At 41.6% G+C, this 23,974-nt stretch carries 21 protein-coding genes; 14 read left to right on the top strand and 7 right to left on the bottom strand.

Annotated elements, in window-relative coordinates:
• The first annotated feature begins 110 nt into the window (after positions 1-110).
• From hrpA to QUD85_RS07970, 4 genes are all read left to right on the top strand, one after another.
• Positions 111-3,986, top strand: coding sequence for an ATP-dependent RNA helicase HrpA (gene hrpA, locus QUD85_RS07985; protein WP_093329822.1), 3,876 nt, complete (start codon positions 111-113; stop codon positions 3,984-3,986).
• A 62-nt stretch (positions 3,987-4,048) separates the two neighbouring features.
• The gene (locus QUD85_RS07980; RefSeq protein WP_177168895.1) at positions 4,049-4,357 is read left to right on the top strand and encodes a PilZ domain-containing protein; all 309 of its coding nucleotides are present in this window, start codon (positions 4,049-4,051) and stop codon (positions 4,355-4,357) included.
• Between the two features lie 3 nt (positions 4,358-4,360).
• Complete coding sequence (locus QUD85_RS07975; RefSeq protein ID WP_093329689.1) at positions 4,361-5,404, top strand: M28 family metallopeptidase; 1,044 nt, start codon at positions 4,361-4,363, stop codon at positions 5,402-5,404.
• The gene (locus tag QUD85_RS07970; RefSeq protein ID WP_093329690.1) at positions 5,401-5,718 is read left to right on the top strand and encodes an outer membrane protein assembly factor BamB family protein; all 318 of its coding nucleotides are present in this window, start codon (positions 5,401-5,403) and stop codon (positions 5,716-5,718) included. The genes QUD85_RS07975 and QUD85_RS07970 overlap by 4 nt, the downstream gene beginning before the upstream one ends.
• Before the next feature lie 18 nt (positions 5,719-5,736).
• Here the strand turns inward: QUD85_RS07970 and ansA are convergent, their stop codons facing one another.
• Positions 5,737-6,750 (bottom strand): asparaginase, encoded by a 1,014-nt coding sequence (ansA, locus tag QUD85_RS07965; RefSeq protein ID WP_093329692.1) that lies wholly within the window; start codon positions 6,748-6,750, stop codon positions 5,737-5,739.
• A 38-nt stretch (positions 6,751-6,788) separates the two neighbouring features.
• Complete coding sequence (gene sppA, locus QUD85_RS07960) at positions 6,789-8,636, bottom strand: signal peptide peptidase SppA (protein WP_177168896.1); 1,848 nt, start codon at positions 8,634-8,636, stop codon at positions 6,789-6,791.
• A gap of 123 nt (positions 8,637-8,759) precedes the next feature.
• Here sppA and QUD85_RS07955 point away from each other — a divergent pair, with 123 nt between their 5' ends.
• Both QUD85_RS07955 and QUD85_RS07950 read left to right on the top strand, forming a co-directional pair.
• On the top strand, positions 8,760-9,458 hold the full coding sequence (locus tag QUD85_RS07955) for an HvfX family Cu-binding RiPP maturation protein (RefSeq protein ID WP_093329694.1): 699 nt from the start codon (positions 8,760-8,762) through the stop codon (positions 9,456-9,458).
• 58 nt (positions 9,459-9,516) lie between these two features.
• Positions 9,517-10,065 (top strand): NAD(P)H nitroreductase, encoded by a 549-nt coding sequence (locus tag QUD85_RS07950; RefSeq protein ID WP_093329695.1) that lies wholly within the window; start codon positions 9,517-9,519, stop codon positions 10,063-10,065.
• Between the two features lie 68 nt (positions 10,066-10,133).
• On the opposite strand, the gene pyk is transcribed toward QUD85_RS07950, so the two are convergent.
• Both pyk and QUD85_RS07940 read right to left on the bottom strand, forming a co-directional pair.
• The gene (gene pyk / locus QUD85_RS07945; protein WP_093329697.1) at positions 10,134-11,588 is read right to left on the bottom strand and encodes a pyruvate kinase; all 1,455 of its coding nucleotides are present in this window, start codon (positions 11,586-11,588) and stop codon (positions 10,134-10,136) included.
• Positions 11,589-11,667: 79 nt separating this feature from the next.
• Positions 11,668-12,516 (bottom strand): MurR/RpiR family transcriptional regulator, encoded by an 849-nt coding sequence (locus QUD85_RS07940; protein ID WP_093329698.1) that lies wholly within the window; start codon positions 12,514-12,516, stop codon positions 11,668-11,670.
• A gap of 296 nt (positions 12,517-12,812) precedes the next feature.
• Here QUD85_RS07940 and zwf point away from each other — a divergent pair, with 296 nt between their 5' ends.
• From zwf to QUD85_RS07915, 5 genes are read left to right on the top strand one after another with little or no spacing between them, the layout of a single operon-like run.
• Entirely contained in the window at positions 12,813-14,282 is a 1,470-nt protein-coding gene (zwf, locus tag QUD85_RS07935) for a glucose-6-phosphate dehydrogenase (protein ID WP_093329700.1), read from the top strand.
• A gap of 3 nt (positions 14,283-14,285) precedes the next feature.
• Positions 14,286-14,978 carry a 6-phosphogluconolactonase gene (pgl, locus tag QUD85_RS07930; RefSeq protein WP_093329701.1) on the top strand — a complete coding sequence of 231 codons (693 nt, stop codon included), beginning with the start codon at positions 14,286-14,288 and terminating at the stop codon, positions 14,976-14,978.
• Between the two features lie 2 nt (positions 14,979-14,980).
• A complete protein-coding gene (gene edd / locus QUD85_RS07925) occupies positions 14,981-16,807 on the top strand; it encodes a phosphogluconate dehydratase (protein WP_093329703.1) in 1,827 nt (608 codons plus the stop codon).
• Positions 16,807-17,763, top strand: coding sequence for a glucokinase (locus QUD85_RS07920; RefSeq protein WP_093329705.1), 957 nt, complete (start codon positions 16,807-16,809; stop codon positions 17,761-17,763). Before edd ends, QUD85_RS07920 begins: the two co-directional genes overlap by 1 nt.
• A gap of 2 nt (positions 17,764-17,765) precedes the next feature.
• A complete protein-coding gene (locus QUD85_RS07915; protein WP_093329706.1) occupies positions 17,766-18,410 on the top strand; it encodes a bifunctional 4-hydroxy-2-oxoglutarate aldolase/2-dehydro-3-deoxy-phosphogluconate aldolase in 645 nt (214 codons plus the stop codon).
• A gap of 74 nt (positions 18,411-18,484) precedes the next feature.
• Here the strand turns inward: QUD85_RS07915 and gap are convergent, their stop codons facing one another.
• Entirely contained in the window at positions 18,485-19,480 is a 996-nt protein-coding gene (gap, locus tag QUD85_RS07910; protein ID WP_093329708.1) for a type I glyceraldehyde-3-phosphate dehydrogenase, read from the bottom strand.
• Between the two features lie 241 nt (positions 19,481-19,721).
• On the opposite strand from gap, the gene gndA reads away from it, so the two are divergent.
• From gndA to QUD85_RS07895, 3 genes are all read left to right on the top strand, one after another.
• A complete protein-coding gene (gndA, locus tag QUD85_RS07905; protein ID WP_093329828.1) occupies positions 19,722-21,248 on the top strand; it encodes an NADP-dependent phosphogluconate dehydrogenase in 1,527 nt (508 codons plus the stop codon).
• A gap of 8 nt (positions 21,249-21,256) precedes the next feature.
• Positions 21,257-21,625, top strand: a complete 369-nt coding sequence (gene msrB / locus QUD85_RS07900; protein WP_093329709.1) for a peptide-methionine (R)-S-oxide reductase MsrB — start codon at positions 21,257-21,259, stop codon at positions 21,623-21,625.
• 260 nt (positions 21,626-21,885) lie between these two features.
• On the top strand, positions 21,886-23,334 hold the full coding sequence (locus QUD85_RS07895) for a glyceraldehyde-3-phosphate dehydrogenase (RefSeq protein WP_093329712.1): 1,449 nt from the start codon (positions 21,886-21,888) through the stop codon (positions 23,332-23,334).
• 32 nt (positions 23,335-23,366) lie between these two features.
• On the opposite strand, the gene QUD85_RS07890 is transcribed toward QUD85_RS07895, so the two are convergent.
• Together QUD85_RS07890 and tusB are read right to left on the bottom strand one after the other, a co-directional pair.
• Entirely contained in the window at positions 23,367-23,699 is a 333-nt protein-coding gene (locus QUD85_RS07890; protein ID WP_093329713.1) for a TusE/DsrC/DsvC family sulfur relay protein, read from the bottom strand.
• Entirely contained in the window at positions 23,699-23,971 is a 273-nt protein-coding gene (tusB, locus tag QUD85_RS07885) for a sulfurtransferase complex subunit TusB (RefSeq protein WP_093329714.1), read from the bottom strand. The genes QUD85_RS07890 and tusB overlap by 1 nt, the downstream gene beginning before the upstream one ends.
• Between the last annotated feature and the right edge of the window lie 3 nt (positions 23,972-23,974).

The following is a 23,974-nucleotide window of genomic DNA, read 5'->3' as shown; positions in this document are numbered from 1 at the left end:
TTGAGCATACAATCTTTGGTGAATTTAGCGGTAAAAGTGTATTAAAATAAGCGTCAAATATTCGTTCATCTTAAAATGCTTTGTCTAATCAAAAATCATCGTCATCTCGCATTCCTGACGCCTTAAACGAGCGCCTTCAACAGGTAAAACTTAGTGATAAAGGTCGCTTTATTGCTCGTTTAAAGGGGTTAGCAAAAATAAAGGACGAGCATAAACAGCAAAAAGCACGCGCAACTATTGAGCAAGCGATAGAGGAGTCTATTGCACAAAAACAAGCCAAACTATCGAACCCGCCTCGCATTATTTATCCAGATGGATTGCCTGTTAGTGAGCGTGTAGAAGATATTAAAAAGGCGATAGAGTCGCATCAAGTGACGATTATTGCCGGTGAAACAGGCTCAGGTAAAACCACACAAATCCCTAAAATTTGTATGGAACTTGGCCGTGGTGTAGATGGCTTAATAGGGCATACTCAACCACGAAGAATTGCAGCGCGTACTGTAGCTAACCGCATTGCAGAAGAATTACAGTCAACCTTAGGCGATATCGTTGGTTATAAGGTGCGCTTTTCAGACCACGTTAGTGACAATAGCTACGTGAAGTTGATGACTGATGGTATTTTGCTGGCTGAAATGCAAACCGATCGTCTATTGCGCCAATATGACACTATTATTATTGATGAAGCGCATGAGCGCAGCCTAAACATTGATTTTATCCTTGGCTATATCAAACAAATTCTGCCTAAGCGTCCAGATTTAAAGGTAATCATTACCTCGGCAACAATAGACCCTGAACGTTTTTCAAAACATTTTAACGATGCACCAATTGTTGAAGTATCCGGGCGTACTTATCCGGTTGAAGTGCGCTATCGCCCGTTGTCATCTGAAGAAAGCGATGTCGATGTTATAGAAGGCATTATTGGCGCGGTAGAAGAGCTAAGCGAACTTGGTTTAGGCGACATACTGATTTTCTTAAATGGTGAACGCGAGATTCGCGATACCGCTCACGCACTTGAGCGCGAGCAATTTAAGTCGACTACAATTTTACCCTTGTATGCGCGTTTATCGGTAGAAGAACAAAATCGCATCTTTAAACCTCATGCAGGTCGTAATATTGTGCTTGCAACCAATGTTGCTGAAACCAGTTTGACTGTGCCAGGTATCAAATACGTTATTGACCCAGGTACTGCTCGTATATCGCGCTATAGCAGCCGTACTAAGGTACAACGCCTGCCGATAGAGAAAGTGTCGCAAGCAAGCGCAAATCAGCGTGCAGGGCGCTGTGGGCGTGTGTCTGCGGGTGTGTGTATTCGTCTATACGATGAAGACGACTTTAACAGCCGCAGTGAGTTTACTGATCCCGAAATTTTGCGTACAAATCTCGCGACAGTTATATTGCAAATGCTCACCTTGGGCTTAGGTGAGATCGAAAAATTCCCCTTTGTACAACCGCCAGAAAATCGCAATATTTCTGACGGCGTACGTTTGTTGGAAGAACTCGACGCAGTTAAAAAAGGTGGGCAAAAAGTCTCTTTGACTAAAGATGGCCAAACCTTAGCCAAGTTTCCAATAGACCCTCGGCTTGCAAAGATGATGCTAACCGCCATTAAATTGGGTTGTAGTGAACAGGTGGCCATTGTTGTTAGTGCGTTAAGCATTCAAGACCCGCGTGAACGTCCACATGAAAAGCGTACTAATGCCGATCAGCATCATGCTCGATTTAAAGATGAAACGTCTGATTTCTTAAGTTTAATTAAACTTTGGATGTACATTCAGGAGCAGCAAAAAGCACTGTCCAACAACCAATTTAGAAAGCTTTGCCAAAAAGAGTTCTTGTCGTATTTACGTATTAGGGAGTGGCAAGATATCTTCAGCCAATTGCGGTTAACGCTACGCGAGGTAAAAGCATCGCTTGATTCTGTGGATGTAGAACAACAATCAGGAGCTGACCTTGTCCATCAATCTATTTTGTCGGGCCTACTAAGCCACCTTGGCCAACTCGATGATAAACGCGAATACAAAGGGGCACGTAACAGCAAGTTCGTGATTTTCCCAGGCTCATCATTAGCAAAAAAATCGCCAAAATGGTTAATGGCCGCTGAGCTTGTTGAGACAAGCCGTTTGTTCGCCCGTATGGTTGCTAAAATAGATGCAAATTGGATAGAACCCTATGCAAAGCATTTATTAAAGTACAGTTATAGCGAACCCCATTGGAGCAAGAAAAAAGGCGTTGCCGTAGCCTATGAACAAATCACGTTATATGGCTTAGTTATTGTGGCTAAACGACCAGTCATTTATAAACAAATAGATCCAGAGGCGAGTCGCCACTTGTTCATTATGGATGGTTTGGTACGTGCACAGGTTAATTTGCAAGAGTCGTTTTATCAGAAAAACCAAGCGTTGGTTAAAGATATAGAAGAAAACGAACAAAAAGCGCGTAGAAAAGACTTTTTAGCAGAAGAAGATGTGCAATTTGATTTCTACGACCAACATATTCCTACTTCAGTGGTTTGCTTAAAGAGCTTTCTTGCCTGGTGGAAAAAAGCCAAGCACAAAACACCTAATTTGTTATCGTTTACGCGAGAACTGCTGCTTAAAGATGACGCTAAAGCACTATCTGCCAATGCTTATCCAACAACATGGCAGCAAGGCGCTATGGCATTGCCGCTAAGTTACAAGTTTGAACCAGGCGAACCTGACGATGGCGTTAGCGTTCATATTCCCATCGCTTTGCTTAATCAAATACAGCCAGAAGGTTTTGATTGGCTAGTGCCAGCCCTGTATGAAGAGCTTACGGTTAGTTTAATAAAAGGCTTGCCTAAACATGTAAGAAAGAACTTTGTTCCAGCACCTAACTACGCAAGTGCGGCGCTCGCTAATATGTCGCCAGATCAGGGCGATATTAAGGATGCCTTGGCAAAACAGCTACTGCGTATGTCTGGCATGCGTATCGAACGCAGTTTGTTTGATGCAATAGCGCTGCCCGATCACCTAAACATGAATTTTAAGGTATTTAATGAGCGCAATAAGTTACTAAAGCAAGGGCGAGATTTAATCGCGTTAAAAACAGAGCTAAAAGGCGCGGTTAAACACACCATTAAGCAAGTAGCAGAAAAAGGCATTGAAAAAACCGAGATAACCCAATGGGATTTTGATGCAATACCCGAGCAATACAGTAAGAAAATAGCCAACATTGAAATGCAAGCATTTCCAGCGCTTGTCGATAAAAAGACGACTGTTGCTATTGAGCTTTTTGAACAGCAAGCTATTGCCGACAATGCGATGAAGCTTGGCGTGGCGCGACTTATTTTGCTAAATATTCCGTCACCGGTTAAGTATTTGCATGAAAAACTGCCTAATAGAACCAAACTCGGCATGTATTTTAACCCGTTTGGATCGATACAGGAGCTAATTAGCGACTGCATTGAAGCCGCTTGCTTGTATTTGGTTGAACAGGCACCAGAATTGCCCAGAGACGAACAAAACTTTGTTGCGTTAAAAGAACATGTACGCGGTGAAATCGCCGATATTGTGCTTGATGGCGCGATTAAGGTTGAACAAATATTGTCGTTAAGCCATGACATTCGCAAAAAGTTAAAAGGCAAAGCACAGTTGAACATGATACAATCACAAGGCGATATCAAGCAGAATGTTGAGTCACTGGTATACAAGGGATTTGTTACAAAAGCGGGTTACAAGCGCTTAGACGACATTATTCGCTACTTAAATGCTACGTTAAGAAGATTTGAAAAACTGCCGATAGATCCAAACCAAGATCGCTTGAAACTATTGGAAATAGACAAAGTAACCGAACAATTTAACGATGTAGTGGGTAAGCAACGTAAAGATTTACCGTTGGACAATGCACTTGCTGATACGTTTTGGATGATACAAGAGCTACGCGTTTCATTGTTTGCCCAAAATCTAAAAACAGCCTACCCAATTTCAACGAAACGTATTTTAAATCATTTAAAATCATTTTCTTAATTGACGTATTTAGGTATGGTTTATATAACTATGTAGTATGCGGAAGTTAAAAAGACATGGCCATGCCCAATTTTAGTGATCAAAGATGTGATTATCGTAATCTAATTAATACGGAAGTGAGCGTTACGATAATCGACCAAGAAGGAAATACACAAATCGACGCTGTTTGCCGAGACTACAGTGCTACCGGGATCTCAATCGAGTTAAACCATCCGTTAGCTCTAGGTACACAGGTAAACATAACCAATCGACATTTTGATGCTGGTTTAAGCGCAATCGACTGTCAGGGTAGTGTAGTAAGAGTCATTGAGGAAGCTTCTGATGCTTTTCTCATTGGTATTGTACTTAGCGACGATACCGCCGAGGATTAATTCGTGTTTAAATTATTCATAGGCAGCTTAATTGCTGCAGCATTTGTTTTTCCTACGTTTGCGCAAGACTCTTCGGTTACGCGTTACTTCAAAGAGCTGACTTCAGCTAACTTAAACTTCGGCAAACGTCCCGCTAGCACAAAGCAAGAAGCTGAGGCCGCAGGCGTTATTGCAAAAATCTTCGATGGCTTTGATTTTAACGCACAGGTGCAACCTTTTACCTATTCTCTGAAAGACAAACGTTTTGAGTCGCAAAACATTGTTGCTCAAATTAATGTAGATGAAGCGCTACCAACGATTGTTATAGGGGCGCATTACGACACTGTGCCCAATGCAAATGGAGCAACCGACAATGCGTCAGGTAGTGCTTTGCTGCTGTCAGTCGCTGAATTTGCCCATCAGCATAAGCAGAAACTCAAATATAACGTGGTTTTTATAGCATTTGGCGCTGAGGAAGTAGGATTACAAGGGTCAAAAGCCTATGTGCAATCTTTGACAGACAACCAACTCAAGCGCTTTTCTGGCATGATCAATCTTGATACGGTGGCAGGTGGAGATACTTTGTACGTGCATAGTGCAAGTAACACCGCATACAACTGTGAATTTCTAGCTAACCCGAGCTATAGCAACGACAGCACATTAAGAGATCAGTTATTGTCGACAGCTGAGGCAAATAAGCTATCCCATCAAAAGCATCCCATTGAAAAAGGTTTTGGTGCGGGCAGAACCGGTGGTTGGTCAGATCATCGCCCATTTGCGTGTGCCGGCATCCCAATAGCATACATTGAAGCAACTAACTTTAATATTCATGGCCGTCAAGGCCAAGATGGCTATTCTCAAACCACGCACCAACACTTTTGGCAATGCTTTGACGACAAGGCTGTAGGGCCTTGCGATAAAGAAAGCGAGAGCAAATGGGGCGAAATTTGGCATACAGAAAATGACAATGTAAAAACGCTTGAGCAGCAATTACCAGGCAGGATAACTGCACAATTACAACAGCACTATCAATTGTTAACTCAATTTTTAGTCAAGGAGGCGCAATGAATCATCTATATTTAGGTATCAAAGGGCAAGTTGTAGCAATTAATAAAAGCACTGGCCAAATTGTATGGCAAACGAAGCTTAAAACCTCGTCCATTACTAATGTGTGCATAGAGCAAGATAAAATCTTTGCTCATGCTGGTGGTCATTTATTTTGTTTAGACGCCGCACTAGGCAGTATATTGTGGACCAATAAATTATCGGGTTTGGGCTATGGCAGTTGTTTGTTTGCTGTGCCAGGACAAGGGCAGGCGGTTTATGCAACGCAACAAGCTAATGCCGCCAACGCTTCTTCAGGTGCTAATGCTGCAACGTAAACCGCTGCAGCACAGTCTTTACAACACGGTAAGTTCACCGCTAATGTTAGTTTCCATCAACGCGCATATGGTGTTGTAGTCAAATTGTTGACTTAGCAAAAAGTGAAGCTTTGTTAACGTTGCTTCTAACGTCATGTCGCCGCCACTTACTACGCCACACTGGCTAAGCGCATTGCCGGTAGCATAGCCTTCCATATTAACCATGCCTTTAATGCACTGACTGCAATTAACCACCACAATGTTATTCTCTGTCGCTGCTTTAATAATGCTCAAAAGCGCTTCGTCCTGAGGCGCATTACCAACGCCGTAGCTTCTTAATATTAACGCCTTAACGGGCTGCTGAATAACATTGGCAACCACTGTAGCATCAATACCGGGATACAAGTGCACGACGCCAATTGGCTGTGGCGTGATCGCATTTAACTTCAGAGAATCGCCTTTTGACGTTAACAACAGCTCTTTTCTTGTTTTAATTGAAATACCCGCTTCAAGTAGCGGCGATAAATTAGGTGAATCGAATGCGTTAAAACCATCTGCATAGGCTTTAATTGCACGGTTTCCACGAAATAGACGATTGTTAAAGAACAGCGTCACTTCGTTTATAGGGTGGTTGGCAGCTATATAAAGCGCATTAAGTAAATTATCTTTACCGTCCGAACGTAATTGGCTAAAAGGGATTTGCGATCCAGTTACTATAATCGGCTTAGATAAGCCCTCAAACATGAATGACAGCGCAGAACTGGTATAAGCCATGGTATCCGTGCCATGAAGCACGACAAAACCGTCATAATCGTCATAGTGGCTAGCAATATCATCAGCAATGCATTGCCAATCAGTAGGACTCATATTTGACGAGTCAATTAATGGAAAGTATTCATTAATCTCAAAGTCTGGCATTTCATCTCTGAAAAACTCAGGCATGCTGTTGATAGCTTCAGTTAAATGGCCTTTAACTGGAATATAGCCGTGCTCACTGGTTTTCATACCTATGGTACCGCCAGTGTAGGCAATGTAGATGCGTTTTTTAGTCATAGTTTAAAAAAAAAGCCCCGAAATCGGGGCTAATGTAACTAATTAATTTTACAAGTCAAACATATTGTATATGCGCCTTGCGGATCATTGAGTTGTTTAAGCTCATTTGCTTGTTGCATCAAGGCGTTCAACATAAAGTCAATATCGCTTGTATTAGCAACAGTTTGTTCACCCGCTAAGTAAACGAACGCTTGACCAAACATGTCTTGTAAGAACTTATCTGTTGGTGATAGTTCTTGCTCGATTAGCTTGGTGTCATATTGTTCAACGCCCGCTAGTTGTGCTGCGGCTTCAATTGCATCGTTAATAGAACCCAGCTCGTCAACTAAGCCTAATGCGTGTGCTTGTTTACCCGACCACACACGGCCTTGCGCAATTGCATCAACATCTTCTAGTGTCATTTCACGATTTTCAGCAACTAGTGATAGGAAGTCTTGATAACCTCTTTCAATATTTTGCTGGATAACATTACCAATGCCTTCTGGCAGCGGGCGATAAGGGCCAAAGCCAGCAAATTCGGTAGTACCTACACCATCTGCATATACGCCAACTGTCGCTAAGGTATCTTCAAAGGTCATGAACATGCCAAAAATACCGATAGAGCCCGTAATGGTTGTAGGCGCTGCGTATATTTTGTTAGCAGCAGCTGATATCCAGTAACCGCCTGACGCTGCATATGTACCCATCGAGGCAACAACAGGTTTACCTTCAGCGCGCAGTAGGTCTACTTCACGTTGAATTAGTTCAGATGCATATTTACTGCCACCAGGGCTATCAACACGTAACACAACCGCTTTAACATTTTCGTCTTGGCGAGCTTTACGAAGTAGGGCAGCTGTACTTACGCCACCAATAGTGCCTGGCTTTTGGGTGCCATCTAAAATGGTGCCTTTTGCGACAATAACAGCGATTTTATCTGCAAGTGGGTTTTCTACGTCATATGGCTTAGTGATGCTTTTTAAATAGCTATCGAAACCAATGTTTTTGTAGTAAGTGCCTTTTTTGTTTTCACCAACACGCTCTATCATAGCGTTCACCATTTGTTCACGCGTCTTTAACTCGTCAACCCATTGGTTGTTAAGCGCATATTCAGCAAAGCTACCATTAGCGGCTTTTAATTTGCTTGCAAAAACGTCTGCTGACTCATCAAAATTGCTGGTTTCAAAATTACGTGCCGTTGCTACACCTTCTTTGTAATCAGCCCATAAGTCGCCTAACCACGCTTCGTTAGCTTTTTTCGCTTCCTCTGACATGTTATCAAGCATAAATGGCTCAACGGCTGATTTAAACGTACCAACGCGGAAGATATGCTGCTTGATGCCTAGCTTTTCTAACGCTGATTTGAAATACAATTGATAACGACCATAACCTTCGATCATGAAGTAACCGTCAGGATCTAACCACACCTTGTCAGCATGTGAAGCAAGGTAATACTGGTCTTGTGAATAGTTGGCGCCATAAGCGATAACTTCTTTACCTTGCGCTTTGAAGTATTCTAGCGCTGTAGTAATTTCCTGTGCTTTAGTTAAGCTCAAACTACCGGTAGATTGTAAATCAAGCACTAGCGTTAAGATCTTGTTGTCTTTAGCAGCGGCTTTGATCACTTTAACGATGTCTGAAAGTAACACTTCAGGTGGTTGTTGCTGTTGACCTAATGAATCAGACAGCATTTGGTCAATAGGGGACACATATTGTTTTTGTTCTACAACATTTCCGCGAATATTGAGAATAAGCGCTGTTGAATCTTCAATGATAATTTCTTCTTCGCCACCCATGGTTAATAGCGCAAATAGAAGACCAAACACTAAGACATTTAAAATTAATTTTCTTGTGTTGTTAATAACCCGCCAAAGGGTAATTAAGAATCCTTTTAATAGTTGTTTCAACGTTAGTTACCTTTTTTATGAAATTAAAACTATGCTACTTAATTAAGGCAGTTAATCAATGTTTTTGAAAGTTTTTCTGTAATAAACGTTCTTATAACAAAAAGAGATAGGGGAAGTGAAACAATGAATTATTTAGCAAAATATGAACAGTTTAAATCAAGCTTATCTTGCCTGGATGGCCTGCCAGCACTGCTATTACGATTGTACTTGGCGCCAATTTTCATTATGGCTGGCTACTCTAAAATGGGGTTTGTTGACCCTAGTATTACCGGTTTTTCTGTAATATTTGCTAACGAAAATATTGTAAATTGGTTTGGCAATGAAGAATGGGGCCTTGGTTTGCCGTTGCCAACCTTAATGGCAAATTTGGCCGCTTGGACGGAATTCTTTGGCGGCTTCCTGCTCCTGTTTGGCGCGTTCACCCGCCTGATCAGTATTCCTTTAATGTTTACCATGATAGTGGCTGCCACGTCTGTGCATGCAGAAAATGGTTGGTTTGCAATAACGCCGACGAATGCTGACATAAGCCCTGCCAATGTGCCTGCATGGGTTGGCTTTGATAGCGCAGAAGCATCGTTGGAAAATAGTATGGAAGCCTCAAAACGACTGAGCCGTATGCGAGACATTATTGAAGACAATGCGAATACCGATTGGATTTATGAAACAGGTAATATCGTTGTGCTTAATAATGGTATCGAGTTTGCCGCAACGTATTTCATTATGCTGCTAGCGCTGTTTTTTATTGGCGCAGGACGGTTTACTAGTGTAGATCACTATGCGCTAAATTATGCTCGTAGACGCTTTGCCGACACATCAGCATAGCAATTTTTACAGGGATTAATTAAACTGGCGAGTATTAGCATGATAGCAAGCATATATTATGGATGTTGTAGACTTTTTACTCACTCGCCAATCTAACCCACACCTTGGCGCTCCAGCACCGTCTAATGACGATTTACTTAACATATTAAAGGCAGGAAACCGCGTACCAGACCATGCGGCGCTCTTGCCTTGGCATTTCCACGTATTTACTGGGCAAGGGCTTAATAAGCTTTCTGAGGTGTTTTTGTCGGCATTACCTGCAGATACTGAACAAGCCAAACGAGACAAGACTGAAAAGATGCCTTTTAGGGCGCCGATGATTATTGCGGTATCAAGTAAAACGACACCACATCCGAAAGTACCTAATGTCGAGCAAGTTATATCGGCTGGTTGTGCCGTTCATGCCATGCAAATGATGGCAACCGCGTTAGGGTACGGCGCTATGTGGCGTACTGGTGATTTTGCTTTTTCTGATATCGTCAAACAAAAGCTGTCTATTGATACCAACGAAGAAATTGTTGGCTTTCTTTATATCGGCACCCCAAGCAAAACCTTACCCCAAAAGCCGGAAAAATCGTTAGCAGGGAAGGTCACTTACTTTAGATAAGTTTCATTACAAAAATCTAGGCATAAAAAAAGCACCTTAAAAGGTGCTTTTTTAGTATTGAGTCAAACTTAGCTAGCTAAGTGGTCAGCAGTAACAGTTAAAATCTTCATGGTGTTAGTCGAACCAACGGTTTCCATAAGGTCACCATGGGTAAGAATAACGCGGTCGCCTTCAACTAAACCGGCTTGATCTTTAACCGCAGCAATCGCTTTTTTAACACAAGCATTAATATCAGTGCCAGCTGTATCAAAATGAACTGGATAAACACCACGATAAATCGCTGCGTTGTTTAGGGTTCTGTCATGCGGAGAAAGCGAGAAAATCGGTAAACCAGAAGTAATACGTGACATGATCTTAGCTGTGAAGCCAGACTCAGTTAACGCAACAATGGCTTTTACACCTTCTAAATGGTTTGCCGCATACATAGCTGCTAGTGGTAGCGCTTCGTAAACGTCTTCAAACATTAGGTCAATACGGTGCTTAGAAATGTTAACGCTGCGGTGACGCTCCGCGCCGATACAAACATTCGCCATGGCTGTTACTGTTTCAACAGGGTATTTACCAGCGGCTGTTTCTGCAGATAGCATTACTGCGTCCGTACCATCTAATACTGCATTAGACACATCCATAACTTCTGCACGTGTAGGCATTGGTTGGCTGATCATCGTTTCCATCATTTGTGTAGCTGTAATAACAACACGGTTTAATTGACGAGAACGAGCAATGATGTGTTTTTGCTTACCAACTAACTCAGGATCGCCAATTTCAACACCTAAATCACCACGCGCTACCATAACTACGTCTGACGCTTTAATAATATCGTCTAACACTTGATCGTCATTAACTGCTTCTGCACGTTCAATTTTAGATACAAGGCGAGCATGACAACCAGCAGCTTCAGCTAAAGAGCGCGCAAGTTTCATGTCTTCTGCGTCACGAGGGAATGAAACGGCTAAGAAGTCAGCTTCTAGTTTTGCAGCAAGCTTAATGTCTTCTTTATCTTTATCGGTAAGCGCCGCGGCAGATAAACCGCCACCTTTACGGTTGATACCTTTATTGTTTGATAATGGACCACCAATCGTTACCTCAGTGAATACTGAAGTTGCCGACGTGCTTTCTACTTCTAACTGCACACGACCGTCATCTAACAATAGAATATCGCCAGCTGTTACATCTTGTGGTAACTCTTTATAGTCGATACCGACTTTATCTTGATTACCTTCACCTTTAGGCAGGGTAGCGTCTAATTCAAACTTGTCGCCAACGTTTAACGTAATTGGGCCATCTTTGAAGGTAGAAACACGAATTTTAGGGCCTTGAAGGTCGCCTAAAATAGCTACGTAAGTGCCTAACTCTTTTGATACTTCACGCACTAAGTTAGCGCGATTGATATGATCTTCCGGTGTTCCGTGTGAAAAGTTAAGGCGAACTACGTTTACGCCTGCGGCTAATACTTCTTTAAGGGTATCTCTATTGTCTGTTGCTGGCCCTAGGGTAGCAACGATCTTGGTGCGTCTTGGCATGCTTTCTATTACCTTTTAAGGTGTCTTAATAAACTAAAAATAGGAGCTAGGCTCCTATTTGTACAAATATAAATAAAATTTAATCTTTACGTTCGAATCGAGAGCTACGTAAGCTGTCTTTCACTTTCTTCAAGTTATCTCTAAACTTGCTTCCGCGGCGCAGGGTAAAGCCTGTTGCTAAAATATCGACTAGCGCTAGCTGTGCGATACGCGAAGACATTGGCATATAAAGATCTGTATCTTCGGCCACATCCACTGAAAGCACGATGTTACATTCTTTTGCTAACGGTGTTCCTGCTGTTGTTATGCCGATAACTGTTGCATCGTTTTCTCTAGCAACTGAGGCTATATCAACCAAAGATTTAGTACGTCCCGTGTGTGAAATAACAACCACAACATCGCCTTGTTGACTATTAATCGCGCTCATTCGCTGCATTAGAATGTCATCAAAATAAACAACCGGTACGTTAAAACGGAAAAACTTGTTTTGTGCGTCATGCGCAACAACCGCAGAAGCACCCAAGCCGAAAAATGAAATTTGTCTGGCTTGTGTCAAGATATCAACAGCACGATTGATCAGACTTGGGTCTAAACTTTTACGCGCCATTTCAAGGTTAGCCATTGTAGATTCAAAGATTTTCTGCGTGTATTCATCTGCACTGTCATCTTCATCAACATGACGGTTAACATATGGTGTACCGTTCGCTAGGCTTTGCGCCAAATGCAATTTAAAGTCAGGGTAGCCCTTTGTATCTAAACGGCGACAAAAACGGTTTACTGTTGGCTCACTGATGTTTGCTTGTTTTGCCAACGCGGCTATAGATGCATGAATCACTGTGGCAGGGTTTGCCAAAATAACTTCAGCTACTTTACGCTCTGATTTGCTAAACGTGTCTAGCTCGTTTGCTATTTTTTCTAATATGTTCATAGGTTTGCTTCCCAAAGCTCTTTATTGATGTAATAAAATTTCTTTCGATACTACAACAAAAACTGAAATAAAATTTCATATTGCTCTAATATAAAACAAAACCTACTTTTTATGCAAATGTTAAATAAATCAATATACATAGGCTTTAGAGTCAATAGTGATGATTTTGCTAACTTTTTGTACAGCGAGCAAAAACTGTAATTAAATTACAAAAAATGCTTTACGAGTTAAGCAAGTAACGATAAATTATGTCATAATGTAGTTATTTTACACTTGGCCAATGCTAGAGAATTCAAATGAATAATATCGAGAGTCAATCAGCTAGTGAAATCGTAATATTTGGTGCTGTAGGCGACTTATCTCGTCGCAAACTATTACCAGCGCTATATCAATTAGACCTTGTAGGGTTAGTTAATAAAGACAGCCGTATTGTTGGCGTAGCCCGCCAAGATATGTCAGAAAAAGATTTCAAAGCGTTTGTAGAAGAGAATATTAGAAATTTTGTTAAAGAAGCTATTGATGATGAAAAGCTCGCGTCATTTCTAGACCGTGTGATTTATCAAAAGCTCGACTTTAAGGAAACAGACAGCTACAAAAACCTAGCTGCTACGTTAAAAGGCGGTAACAAAACACGCGTTTATTACTTCTCCACGCCGCCTGCTATCTACGGTGATATCGGCGAAGGGTTGCATCAAGCCAAACTTATCCATGCGGGCGACCGCGTCGTTATGGAAAAACCAATCGGGCATTGCTTAGAGTCTTCAAAAGTGATCAATGATCATGTTTCTAAGTACTTCAAAGAAAATCAAATCTATCGTATTGACCACTATTTAGGTAAAGAAACAGTACTTAACTTATTAGCGCTACGTTTCGCAAACTCTCTATTTACTACTAACTGGGACCGAAACTGTATCGACCATGTGCAAATTACGGTAGCAGAAAGTGTCGGTATTGAAGGTCGTTGGGGGTTTTACGATGAAGCAGGACAAATGCGTGACATGGTGCAAAACCACTTGTTACAAGTCTTGTCTTTATTAGCAATGGAACCACCAGCTGATTTAAGTGCTGATAGCATTCGTGATGAAAAACTAAAAGTAATAAAAGCACTTGTGCCAATTACTCGTCAAAACATTCATGAAAAAACAGTACGTGGCCAATATAGCGACGGATTCTTAGATGGTAGTCCAGTACCTGGCTATTTAAACGAAGAAGGCGCTAACCAAGAATCAACAACTGAAACGTTTGTAGCGATAAAAGCTGAAATCGATAACTGGCGTTGGAGTGGTGTGCCGTTCTATTTAAGAACGGGTAAGCGTATGCCAGCTAAGCATAGTGAAATCGTTATTCACTTTAAGAAGCAGCCACATAACATTTTTAAAGATAGTTATTCTGATTTGCCTGCCAATAAATTAACTATCAGATTGCAACCAGACGAAGGCGTTGAGCTGCAAGTAATGAATAAAATTCCAGGTTTGCTAAGCCAAATGGACGTTCAAGAAAACGCGTTAGATTTGAGTTTCTCTGAAACGTATAAAGATGAGCGTGTTGCTGATGCCTACGAGCGTTTGTTCCTAGAAATTTTAAATGGTAATCAGTCTTTATTCGTACGCCGAGACGAAGTAGAAGCCGCTTGGGTTTGGGCTGATAGTATTATTGATGCATGGGCGTCTACAAACGATAAGCCGAAGCCATATGCTGCGGGCTCTTGGGGACCAGTTGCTTCTATTTCATTAATCGCTCGTGATGACAGACAGTGGGTAGAATAACCTATGTATAATTTAAATGAATTTGAATCAAGAGAAGCACTTGATGTGCAATTGGCTGATAAAGTAGCTAGTGCACTAAGTGATGCTATTGCGCAAAACGGCAGTGCAAGTATTGCAGTATCAGGTGGTTCAACACCAAAAGGCTTTTTTAAAGCGCTATCAGAGAAAGATCTAGCGTGGGATAAAATCCATGTCACGCTTGCAGACGAGCGTTGGGTGCCAATGACGGATGACGCAAGTAATACCAAGCTTGTTCATGAAAATTTACTTGTTGGTAAAGCAGCTAAAGCTAAGTTTTTTCATCTTAAGCAAGGTGAAACGCTGTCTGCAGAAACCTTATCAGATCTAAATTTAGCCGCGAAAGCTACATTATTACCTTTTGATGTACTAATTTTAGGTATGGGCGAAGACGGTCATACGGCGTCTTTGTTCCCGTGCAGTCAAGAAATACATGAAGGCTTAGCTAAAACGACAGGGCCTCTATTGAAAGTGCAACCTACGACAGCACCTCATTTGAGAATCTCCTTTAGTTTTGCCTATCTAGCACAATCAAAAAATACAATTTTACATATCTGTGGCGACAACAAAAAAACAGTATTAGACAAAGCTTTGTCTAATCAAGACGTACTAGAAATGCCGATCAGAGCGTTTTTGTTTGATGACAACATCGATACGCAAATTTACTGGGCAAAATAAAGATGAATGAAAAAATATTAGCAATTACTGAACGTATTAAAACGCGCAGTAAAGCAACGCGAGAAGCGTACTTAGCAAAAATTGAAGCCGCGAAATCAGACACTGTACATCGTGCAGGCCTTTCTTGTGGCAACCTTGCACACGGCTTTGCTGCATGTGGCAGTAGCGAAAAACAAATTTTACGTGGTATTAACCACTCTGACATTGCCATTGTGTCAGCATATAACGATATGCTTTCAGCGCATCAGCCATACGAAAAGTATCCTGCGATTATCAAAGATGCTATCAAAGAAACTGGCGGTGTAGCGCAGTTTGCTGGTGGTGTACCTGCAATGTGTGACGGTGTTACACAAGGCCAACCAGGCATGGACTTAAGCTTAATGAGTCGTGACGTTATTGCTATGTCAACGGCTATTGGTTTATCTCATAACATGTTTGACGGCGCGTTAATGCTAGGTATTTGCGATAAAATCGTCCCAGGTTTATTAATTGCAAGCATGACTTTTGGTCACCTACCAACGGTATTTGTTCCTGCAGGCCCAATGCCTTCAGGTATTCCAAACAAAGAAAAAGCCCGTGTACGTCAACAGCATGCTAAGGGTGAAGTAGGGGATGAAGAGCTACTAGAAGCAGAATCAGCTTCGTATCACTCTGCTGGTACTTGTACGTTTTATGGTACAGCTAACTCGAACCAACTAGTTGTTGAGGTGATGGGTTTACATTTACCTGGCGCTTCATTTGTTCCGCCAAACACGCCGCTAAGAGAAGCATTAACGCGTGCAGCAGCAAAACAAGCGACTCGCCTTACGCAACAATCGGGCAACTATATGCCAGTGGGTAAAATGATAGACGAGCGTTCTATCGTTAATGCGATCGTAGCGTTATTGGCAACGGGTGGTTCAACTAACTTAACCATGCACATCATCGCGTTTGCGCGTGCTGCCGGTATTATCATTGACTTCCAAGACTTCAATGACTTATCAGACAACGTACCATTGCTTACTCGCATTTATCCGAATGGTTCAGCTGATATCAACCACTTCCAACATGCTGGTGGTATGGCGCTGTTGTTCAAAGAATTATTAGCAGCAGGCTTGTTGCACGATGATGTTGAAACGATTTGTGGTACTGGTTTAGAAAAATACACACAAACACCTGTATTAAAAGACGGTGAAGTGGTTTGGGTTGATGGTCCAACAGAATCAGGCGATGCAGACGTTATTGCAACGACTAGCACGCCGTTTAAACCAGACGGCGGTTTAAAAGTGCTTAAAGGTAACTTGGGTACGTCAGTACTTAAAACATCCTCTTTGCGTGAAGGTAGTGAAGTTGTGAGAGCGCCAGCGGTAGTATTTGAAGATCAGTCTGAACTTCAAGATGCGTTCCAAGCGGGCGAGCTAGAAAAAGACATGGTTGCTGTTGTTCGTTTCCAAGGGCCTAAAGCGCGCGGTATGCCTGAATTACACAAATTAACGCCACCACTTGCTGTTCTGCAAGATAAAGGCTTCAAAGTGGCATTGGTAACAGACGGTCGTATGTCTGGTGCTTCAGGTAAAGTACCTGGTGCAATTCACTTATGTCCAGAAGCGTTAGATGGTGGTTTGATCGCTAAAGTACAAACAGGTGACATGATTACCGTAGATGGTTTAACCGGCGAACTTACATTAGAAGTTAGCGAAGAAGAGTTAAATCAACGTGAAGCAGCTAAGTTCCAAGTGAATGGCCATCATCAAGGTATGGGCCGCGAAATCTTCGGATTTATGCGTCGTAACTTAAGTACTGCAAATACAGGTGCTTGTTCTTTGTTTGATGATGAGGACATTGTCTAATGAGTTTAGCGAATGTTGTAGCAGACATTGGCGGCACAAATATTCGAATCGGTATTTCTACCGGTTCGGGCATTGTCACGCGTATCGAAAAGAAAAAATGCGCAGAATATCCCTCTTTGCAAGCTGTTTTAGCTGAGTATATTGAGGAAAAAGGGTTAACTGAAAAGCGCATTAACATGTGTTTAGCGATAGCTTGCCCCGTTGAAAATGATTTAGTCGTGATGACAAATCTACCTTGGCAGTTTTCAAAAACAGAATTAAAGCAAGAGCTTAATCTACGCAAGCTATTTGTTATTAATGACTATACAGCGATAGCTTTTTCTGTACCGCTACTCAATTCAAAACAAAAAGTACAAATTGGCGAAGGCACTTCTGTGCCGAACAAACCGATTTCTATTTGTGGTCCTGGTACCGGTTTAGGTGTGGCACACATACAGCCACAATTTGGTCATTGGCATCACATAGCATGTGAAGGTGGTCATACTGATTTCGCACCAGTTGATGAAACCGAAATCAATATTTTGTCATTTTTACTAAAAAAATATGAACATGTGTCATATGAACAACTATTGTCTGGTTTAGGTTTGGAGCAAATTTACCAAGCTATTCATCCAGATAATGCGCAAAGAAGTGCTAGTGAAATAACCGCTAGTGCACTTGCAAAAGACGATGAAGTTGCTGAAGAAACACTAGCACAGTTTTGTCGTACGCTCGGCAGCTTTGCCGGCAATTTAGCGTTAACTGTTGGCAGTTTTGGTGGCGTATATATCGCTGGCGGTATTGCCCCTCGTTTTGTCGAATACATAGAATCAAGTGATTTTAGACAACGCTTTGAAGCAAAAGGACGTTTATCTAGTTTTAACCAAAACATTCCTACTTACGTGATCACTGAATCACAACCAGGGCTTATTGGTGCGTCGTCTTATATCAATCAACAAATCTCAGAAGGAATGTAACTGTGGTTAAAAATTGGCAAATTACGCCGAAAGAATTATTTGGAATGGGACCTGTTGTTCCTGTACTTGTGATTAATAAAGTTGAAGATGCTTTACCTATCGCTGAATCATTACTTAATGCTGATGTTAAAGTGTTAGAAATCACATTGCGTACGCCTTCTGCTTTACAAGTGATTGAAAAAATCGCTAAAGAACTACCAGAAGCGGTTGTAGGTGCTGGTACGGTAACAAACCGTGAAATGCTTAAACAATGTGAAGATGTAGGTGCTAAATTTGCGTTGAGCCCAGGCTTAACTAAAGATTTATTACAAGCAGGTAACGAGGGCAATATTGCATTAGTGCCTGGACTATCATCTATTTCTGAACTAATGGATGGTATTGACTATGGTTATGATCACTTTAAATTCTTCCCTGCAGAAGCAGCAGGTGGCGTTAAGGCGATAAAATCAATTAGTGGTCCATTCCCAGACATTCGTTTTTGTCCTACAGGCGGCATTAACTTAGATAACATTAAAAACTATCTAGCACTGCCTAATGTGTCTTGTTGTGGTGGTTCTTGGTTAGTACCAGAATCAGCTGTACAAAATAAAGATTGGAAGGCAATTGAAACATTAGCAAAAGAAGCGGTAGCTGCTGCTAAAGGTTAATCAAAATAAGTTATCCAATAAAAAACCCGCATTAAGCGGGTTTTTTTATATTCGTGTAAAAGTGGATAATTTTATTACTCGCTAATATGAGCAACTAAATCAAGCACTTTGTTTGAATAACCGATTTCGTTGTCGTACCAAGAAACAACTTTTACAAAAGTGTCAGTTAAAGCAATACCAGCGCCTGCATCAAACACAGAAGTACATACTTCACCTACAAAATCATTTGATACAACAGCGTCTTCAGTGTAACCAAGCACACCTTTTAAAGCGCCTTCACTTGCTGCCTTCATTGCTGAACAAATTTCTTCATATGAAGCGGCTGTTTTTAAGTTCACGGTTAAATCAACAACAGATACGTCTGGAGTAGGTACGCGGAATGCCATACCTGTTAACTTACCGTTTAATTCAGGAATAACTTTACCTACAGCTTTTGCAGCGCCTGTAGACGAAGGAATGATGTTTTGACCTGCGCCACGACCACCGCGCCAATCTTTAACCGATGGGCCGTCAACAGTCTTTTGCGTTGCTGTTGTAGCGTGAACTGTTGTCATAAGACCGTCAGCAATACCCCAGTTGTCGTTTAATACCTTAGCAATTGGCGCTAAACAGTTTGTTGTACATGACGCGTTAGAAACAACATCTTGTCCTGCATAAGTGTCGTGGTTAACACCCATTACAAACATAGGTGTAGCATCTTTAGAAGGAGCAGACATAACAACTTTCTTAGCGCCAGCTTCAATGTGCTTACGTGCAGTTTCGTCAGTTAGGAATAAACCTGTAGATTCAACGACAACTTCTGCGCCAATATCTGACCATTTTAAGTCAGCAGGGTTACGCTCTGCCGTGATACGAACAGTTTTGCCATTAACGACTAGGTTACCGTCTACAACGTTCACTGTGCCGTTAAAACGACCATGTGTTGAATCATACTTAAGCATGTAAGCCATGTAATCAACATCAATTAGATCGTTAATACCTACAACTTCAATGTCATTTCGTTCAATTGACGCGCGAAATACGAAGCGTCCAATACGGCCAAAACCGTTAATACCTACTTTAATTGTCATAATCAAACCTCAAAGATTTATTTTGTAGTAAAATTACATCATTTTGAGAAAAAAACAAGTAAAAACTGGTTCAACTAGTCGATTTACTTGAGTTTAAGTTGTTTTATTACACATGTAAGTAAAACAACACATTTAACGTTAATATTTTGTGTTTAACGCTAGTCGCCATCGCGGCCTCCGTGATAAAATGCGCGCAATTTTTGCTAGTCGACGTTTTTACGTCAAACCATCGGAATTTTATATGTCCCAAGACAACGTACTTTGCGATATTGGCTTTATCGGTTTAGGAGTAATGGGTAAAAACCTAGTACTTAATTTAGCAGATAATGGCTACAGTATTGCAGCTTTTGATTTAAGTAATGAAAAAGTGAGTGATGCAGTAGCGCAAGACAAGGCTGAATCAGGCTCTGAGCAAGCAAGAGTACACGGATGCTTCTCATATACTGAGTTGTTATCAAAATTAAAGCCGCCTCATCTTATTGTACTTTCTGTACCTGCAGGAGAACCTGTTGATCAAGTATGTGAAAGCTTAGTAGGCGCCGGTATTCAACCAGATGATATTGTAATCGACACAGGTAATAGCTTGTGGGTTGATACGGTTGAACGTGAACAAAAGTATAAGAATAAATTTATCCTATTCTCTTCAGCTGTTTCTGGTGGCGAAGTTGGCGCAAGATTTGGTCCTTCACTTATGCCTAGTGGTTCGCCTTATGCGTGGACACGCGTAAAACCAATCTGGGAAGCCATTTCTGCTAAAGTAGATGAGCAAACAGGCAAACCAATTGAACGTACAAAGCCTGGTCAAGTAGTAAACCATGGCGAACCGTGTGCTGCTTATATCGGTCCAGCGGGCGCAGGTCACTTTGTTAAGATGGTGCACAATGGTATTGAATACGCAGATATGCAAATTATCTGTGAGGCTTACCACATCTTACGTGAAGGTCTAGGGTTATCACCAAATGAAATCGCTGACATATTTGAGCAGTGGAACAAAGGGCCGTTAGACTCATACTTAACAGAGATATCGGTTGAAGTACTAAGACAGCAAGATCAAGAAACACAGAAACCACTCGTTGATGTTATTTTAGATAAGGCCGGCCAAAAAGGTACCGGGCTTTGGACTGCTATTTCAAGTTTAGAAGTAGGGTGCCCAGCACCAACCATTGCACAAGCAGTGTTTGCTCGTTCTATTTCGTCATTCAAAGAAAATCGTGTAGCGTCACAAGCGTTGTTAAATGGTCCTGCGCCATACGACATTGCTGAAAGCGACAAAGAAAGTTTTATTGAAAACTTACATGACGCCATTTACTGCGCAAAAATTTGTGCTTATGCACAAGGGTTTCAGTTAATGAAACTTGCAGCAAAAGAGCACGGTTGGACGCTTGATTTTGCAAGTATTGCTAAGATTTGGCGCGCTGGCTGTATTATTCGTGCAGTATTTCTACAATCGATTACTGATGCGTTTACCCGTGATCCAGACCTAGACAATCTAATGATGGATGAGTTTTTTGTTGAGCAGCTTAATAATAACCAAGCAAATTGGCGTAAAGCTGTGGCAGATGTCACTATGATGGGTATACCCGCTGGTGCAATAGCGTCGTCATTATCCTACTTTGACTCTATGCGTTTAGGTACATTGCCTGCTAATCTATTACAAGGGCAACGAGACTTCTTTGGCGCTCACACATTTGAACGTGTTGATAAGCCAGCTGGCGAAAAATATCACGTAGAGTGGGCTGAGCCTGGAAGGCCGCTTATTAAATTGTAAGGATATTAATGACCGATCATTATAAAGATAAATTGTCTGAGGACGCCTATCGCGTTTGCCGATTAGGCGCAACAGAAATGCCATTTTCTGGTAAATATAATGATCATTGGCAGCAGGGGACATATCTATGTGCCTGCTGCGACACTCCTCTGTTCAGCTCTGAACATAAATTTGAATCAGGATGCGGTTGGCCTAGTTTCTACCAAGGGCTTGATGATGCTATCGTTTATTTACCTGATCATTCCCACAATATGAATCGCATTGAAATCCAATGCAAGCAATGCAATAGCCATTTAGGGCATGTGTTTGATGACGGACCTAAGCCAACAGGCAAACGCTACTGTGTTAACTCACTTAGCTTAGTCTTTGATGCTTAATAGACTAATACTTTCATAATCTAGCAACATAACTCTCCTAATGGTGCGTTTTTTGATGCATTAGCCTTTGTTATCATGGTTAGCGACTATCGGCTAACTATCATAAATTCCTCGTGTTTTTACCATTATTTTGTATTATTGTAATTATATGTGAAAGTGCTGGTTAAAACTTTCATAATGCATTACAATGCGCGCAAATTTGAAGGGGTAAACCCTCACAACAAGCACGTAAACCACTCTTTTCCTTAAAAGGTAAACACATGACAGTTCAATCAGAACACGAATATCAAAAGAGTTGGCAGGAACGCCAAACTTATGCAGAAAACATGCTACCTATTATTGGTCAGTTGTATCGTAACAAAGGTATAGAAATTACCGTTTATGGTCGCCCACTAGTAAACGCATCTGCTATTGATGTGATCAAAGCCCATAAATCGGTTGCTTTGCACGAAGAATCAAAACTTCGTCTACGCGAGAGCTATCCATTTATTGAAGCGCTGAACGAAATGGACATTGAGCCAAGCAAAATCGATATTGGTATGCTGGCCTATGACTTTTTATTTAAAGGTAAGGGTGAAGGGTTAACCGAAAAAGAATATTTAGCGAAAGAACTAGCTTCTATTCAACACCACAACGGTAGCGACGCAAAAGACGTTGTTTTATACGGTTTTGGCCGTATCGGTCGAATTTTAGCTCGTTTACTCATTGAAAAAGCAGGTCCTTCTTCAAAACTAAACTTACGCGCTATCGTTATTCGCCCGGGTAAAGCAGGTGATTTAGCTAAACGTGCAAGTTTACTGCGCCGTGATTCAGTGCATGGTGCCTTTAACGGCAGCATTACTATTGATGAAGAGAACAATGTAATCAAAGCCAATGGCGCATTCATCAAAGTGATTTACGCCAAGTCGCCGAGCGATATTGATTACACGCAATACGGCATAGAGAACGCGTTAGTTGTAGACAACACAGGTATTTGGAGTGATGAGGAAGGTTTAGGCCAACATCTTCAATCTAAAGGTGTAGATAAAGTGTTGCTTACAGCACCTGCTAAAGGCGACATCAAAAATATCGTCTATGGTGTAAACGATGACATGATCCTTGCTGAAGATAACATCATTTCTGCTGCAAGCTGTACAACGAATGCAATTACACCAGTGTTAAAAGCGATTAATGATCAGTTTGGTATTAAAAATGGTCATGTTGAAACAGTACATAGTTACACCAACGACCAAAACCTAATTGATAACTATCACAAGTCGCCACGTCGTGGACGTAGCGCGCCACTAAACATGGTTATTACCTCTACAGGCGCTGCAAAGGCAGTTGCTAAAGCCTTACCAGAGTTAAAAGGTTTACTAACAGGTAACGCGATTCGCGTTCCTACGCCAAACGTTTCTATGGCGATTATGAACTTAAACCTTAAGCAAGCGACAACGACTGAGGGCTTAAACGACTACCTTCGCCAAATTTCGCTTAATTCGCCGCTACAAAATCAAGTAGATTACACAGCGTCTACTGAAATTGTTTCGACAGACTTAGTCGGCTCTCGTTACGCCGGTGTTGTTGATTCACAAGCGACAATCGTTGATGAAGACAGAGCTGTTCTGTACGTATGGTACGACAACGAATTTGGCTATAGCTGCCAGGTAGTTAGCGTAATGTACAAGATGGCCGGTATCGATATCCCAACCTTGCCTGTTAAGGCATAGAAGTTAAAAGAGCCCACATTATGTGGGCTTTTTTATATGCAGCGTTTGGGTTTTGGCAGTCCCGCACATTTTGTTGCTTGCTTTGCTGGACCTTCAGGAAAGAGACGATACAAATACCTTGAGTTTGCTTTTTCTTCGCCAAACTCTGCTTTTAACGCTTTGGTTAACGCCCTAATAGCAGGTGAGGTATTGTAAGTTAAATAAAATTCGCGCACGAAGCGAATAACTTCCCAATGACCTTCTTCTAGCTGCAAGTCGTCTTGCGCAGCTAACGCCGGTGCGAGTTCTTCGCTCCATTGAGTGTAATCTGTTAAATAACCTTCTTTGTCGGTTTCAAAGGTTTGATTGTTTAATGTAATTGCCATTAATAGGTTACCGAAGTGTGTTGCGCTGCCAATGCCACCCAGGCGGCATAGTCAATATCTTTTACCTGCGCATGCGTTTCAACAGATCTTGCCACTCTGTGGGGTGCTAGCGCGTATATGTCTGTTATGCCAGCTAAGTTATTTATGCTTTCATGTTGCAAAAGGTAGACACCGTCGTCGACGAGTACGATTATGTCGCCATTACTAATGTTTGCATTCAATTGACCAATATTGTCGCCGCTAAATGGTGAGGTTCTAAGTAAATGAATCATGAG

This window comes from Thalassotalea agarivorans (genome assembly GCF_030295955.1).
Lineage (GTDB): Bacteria > Pseudomonadota > Gammaproteobacteria > Enterobacterales > Alteromonadaceae > Thalassotalea_D > Thalassotalea_D agarivorans.
This window is presented reverse-complemented; position numbering and strand designations above follow the sequence as displayed.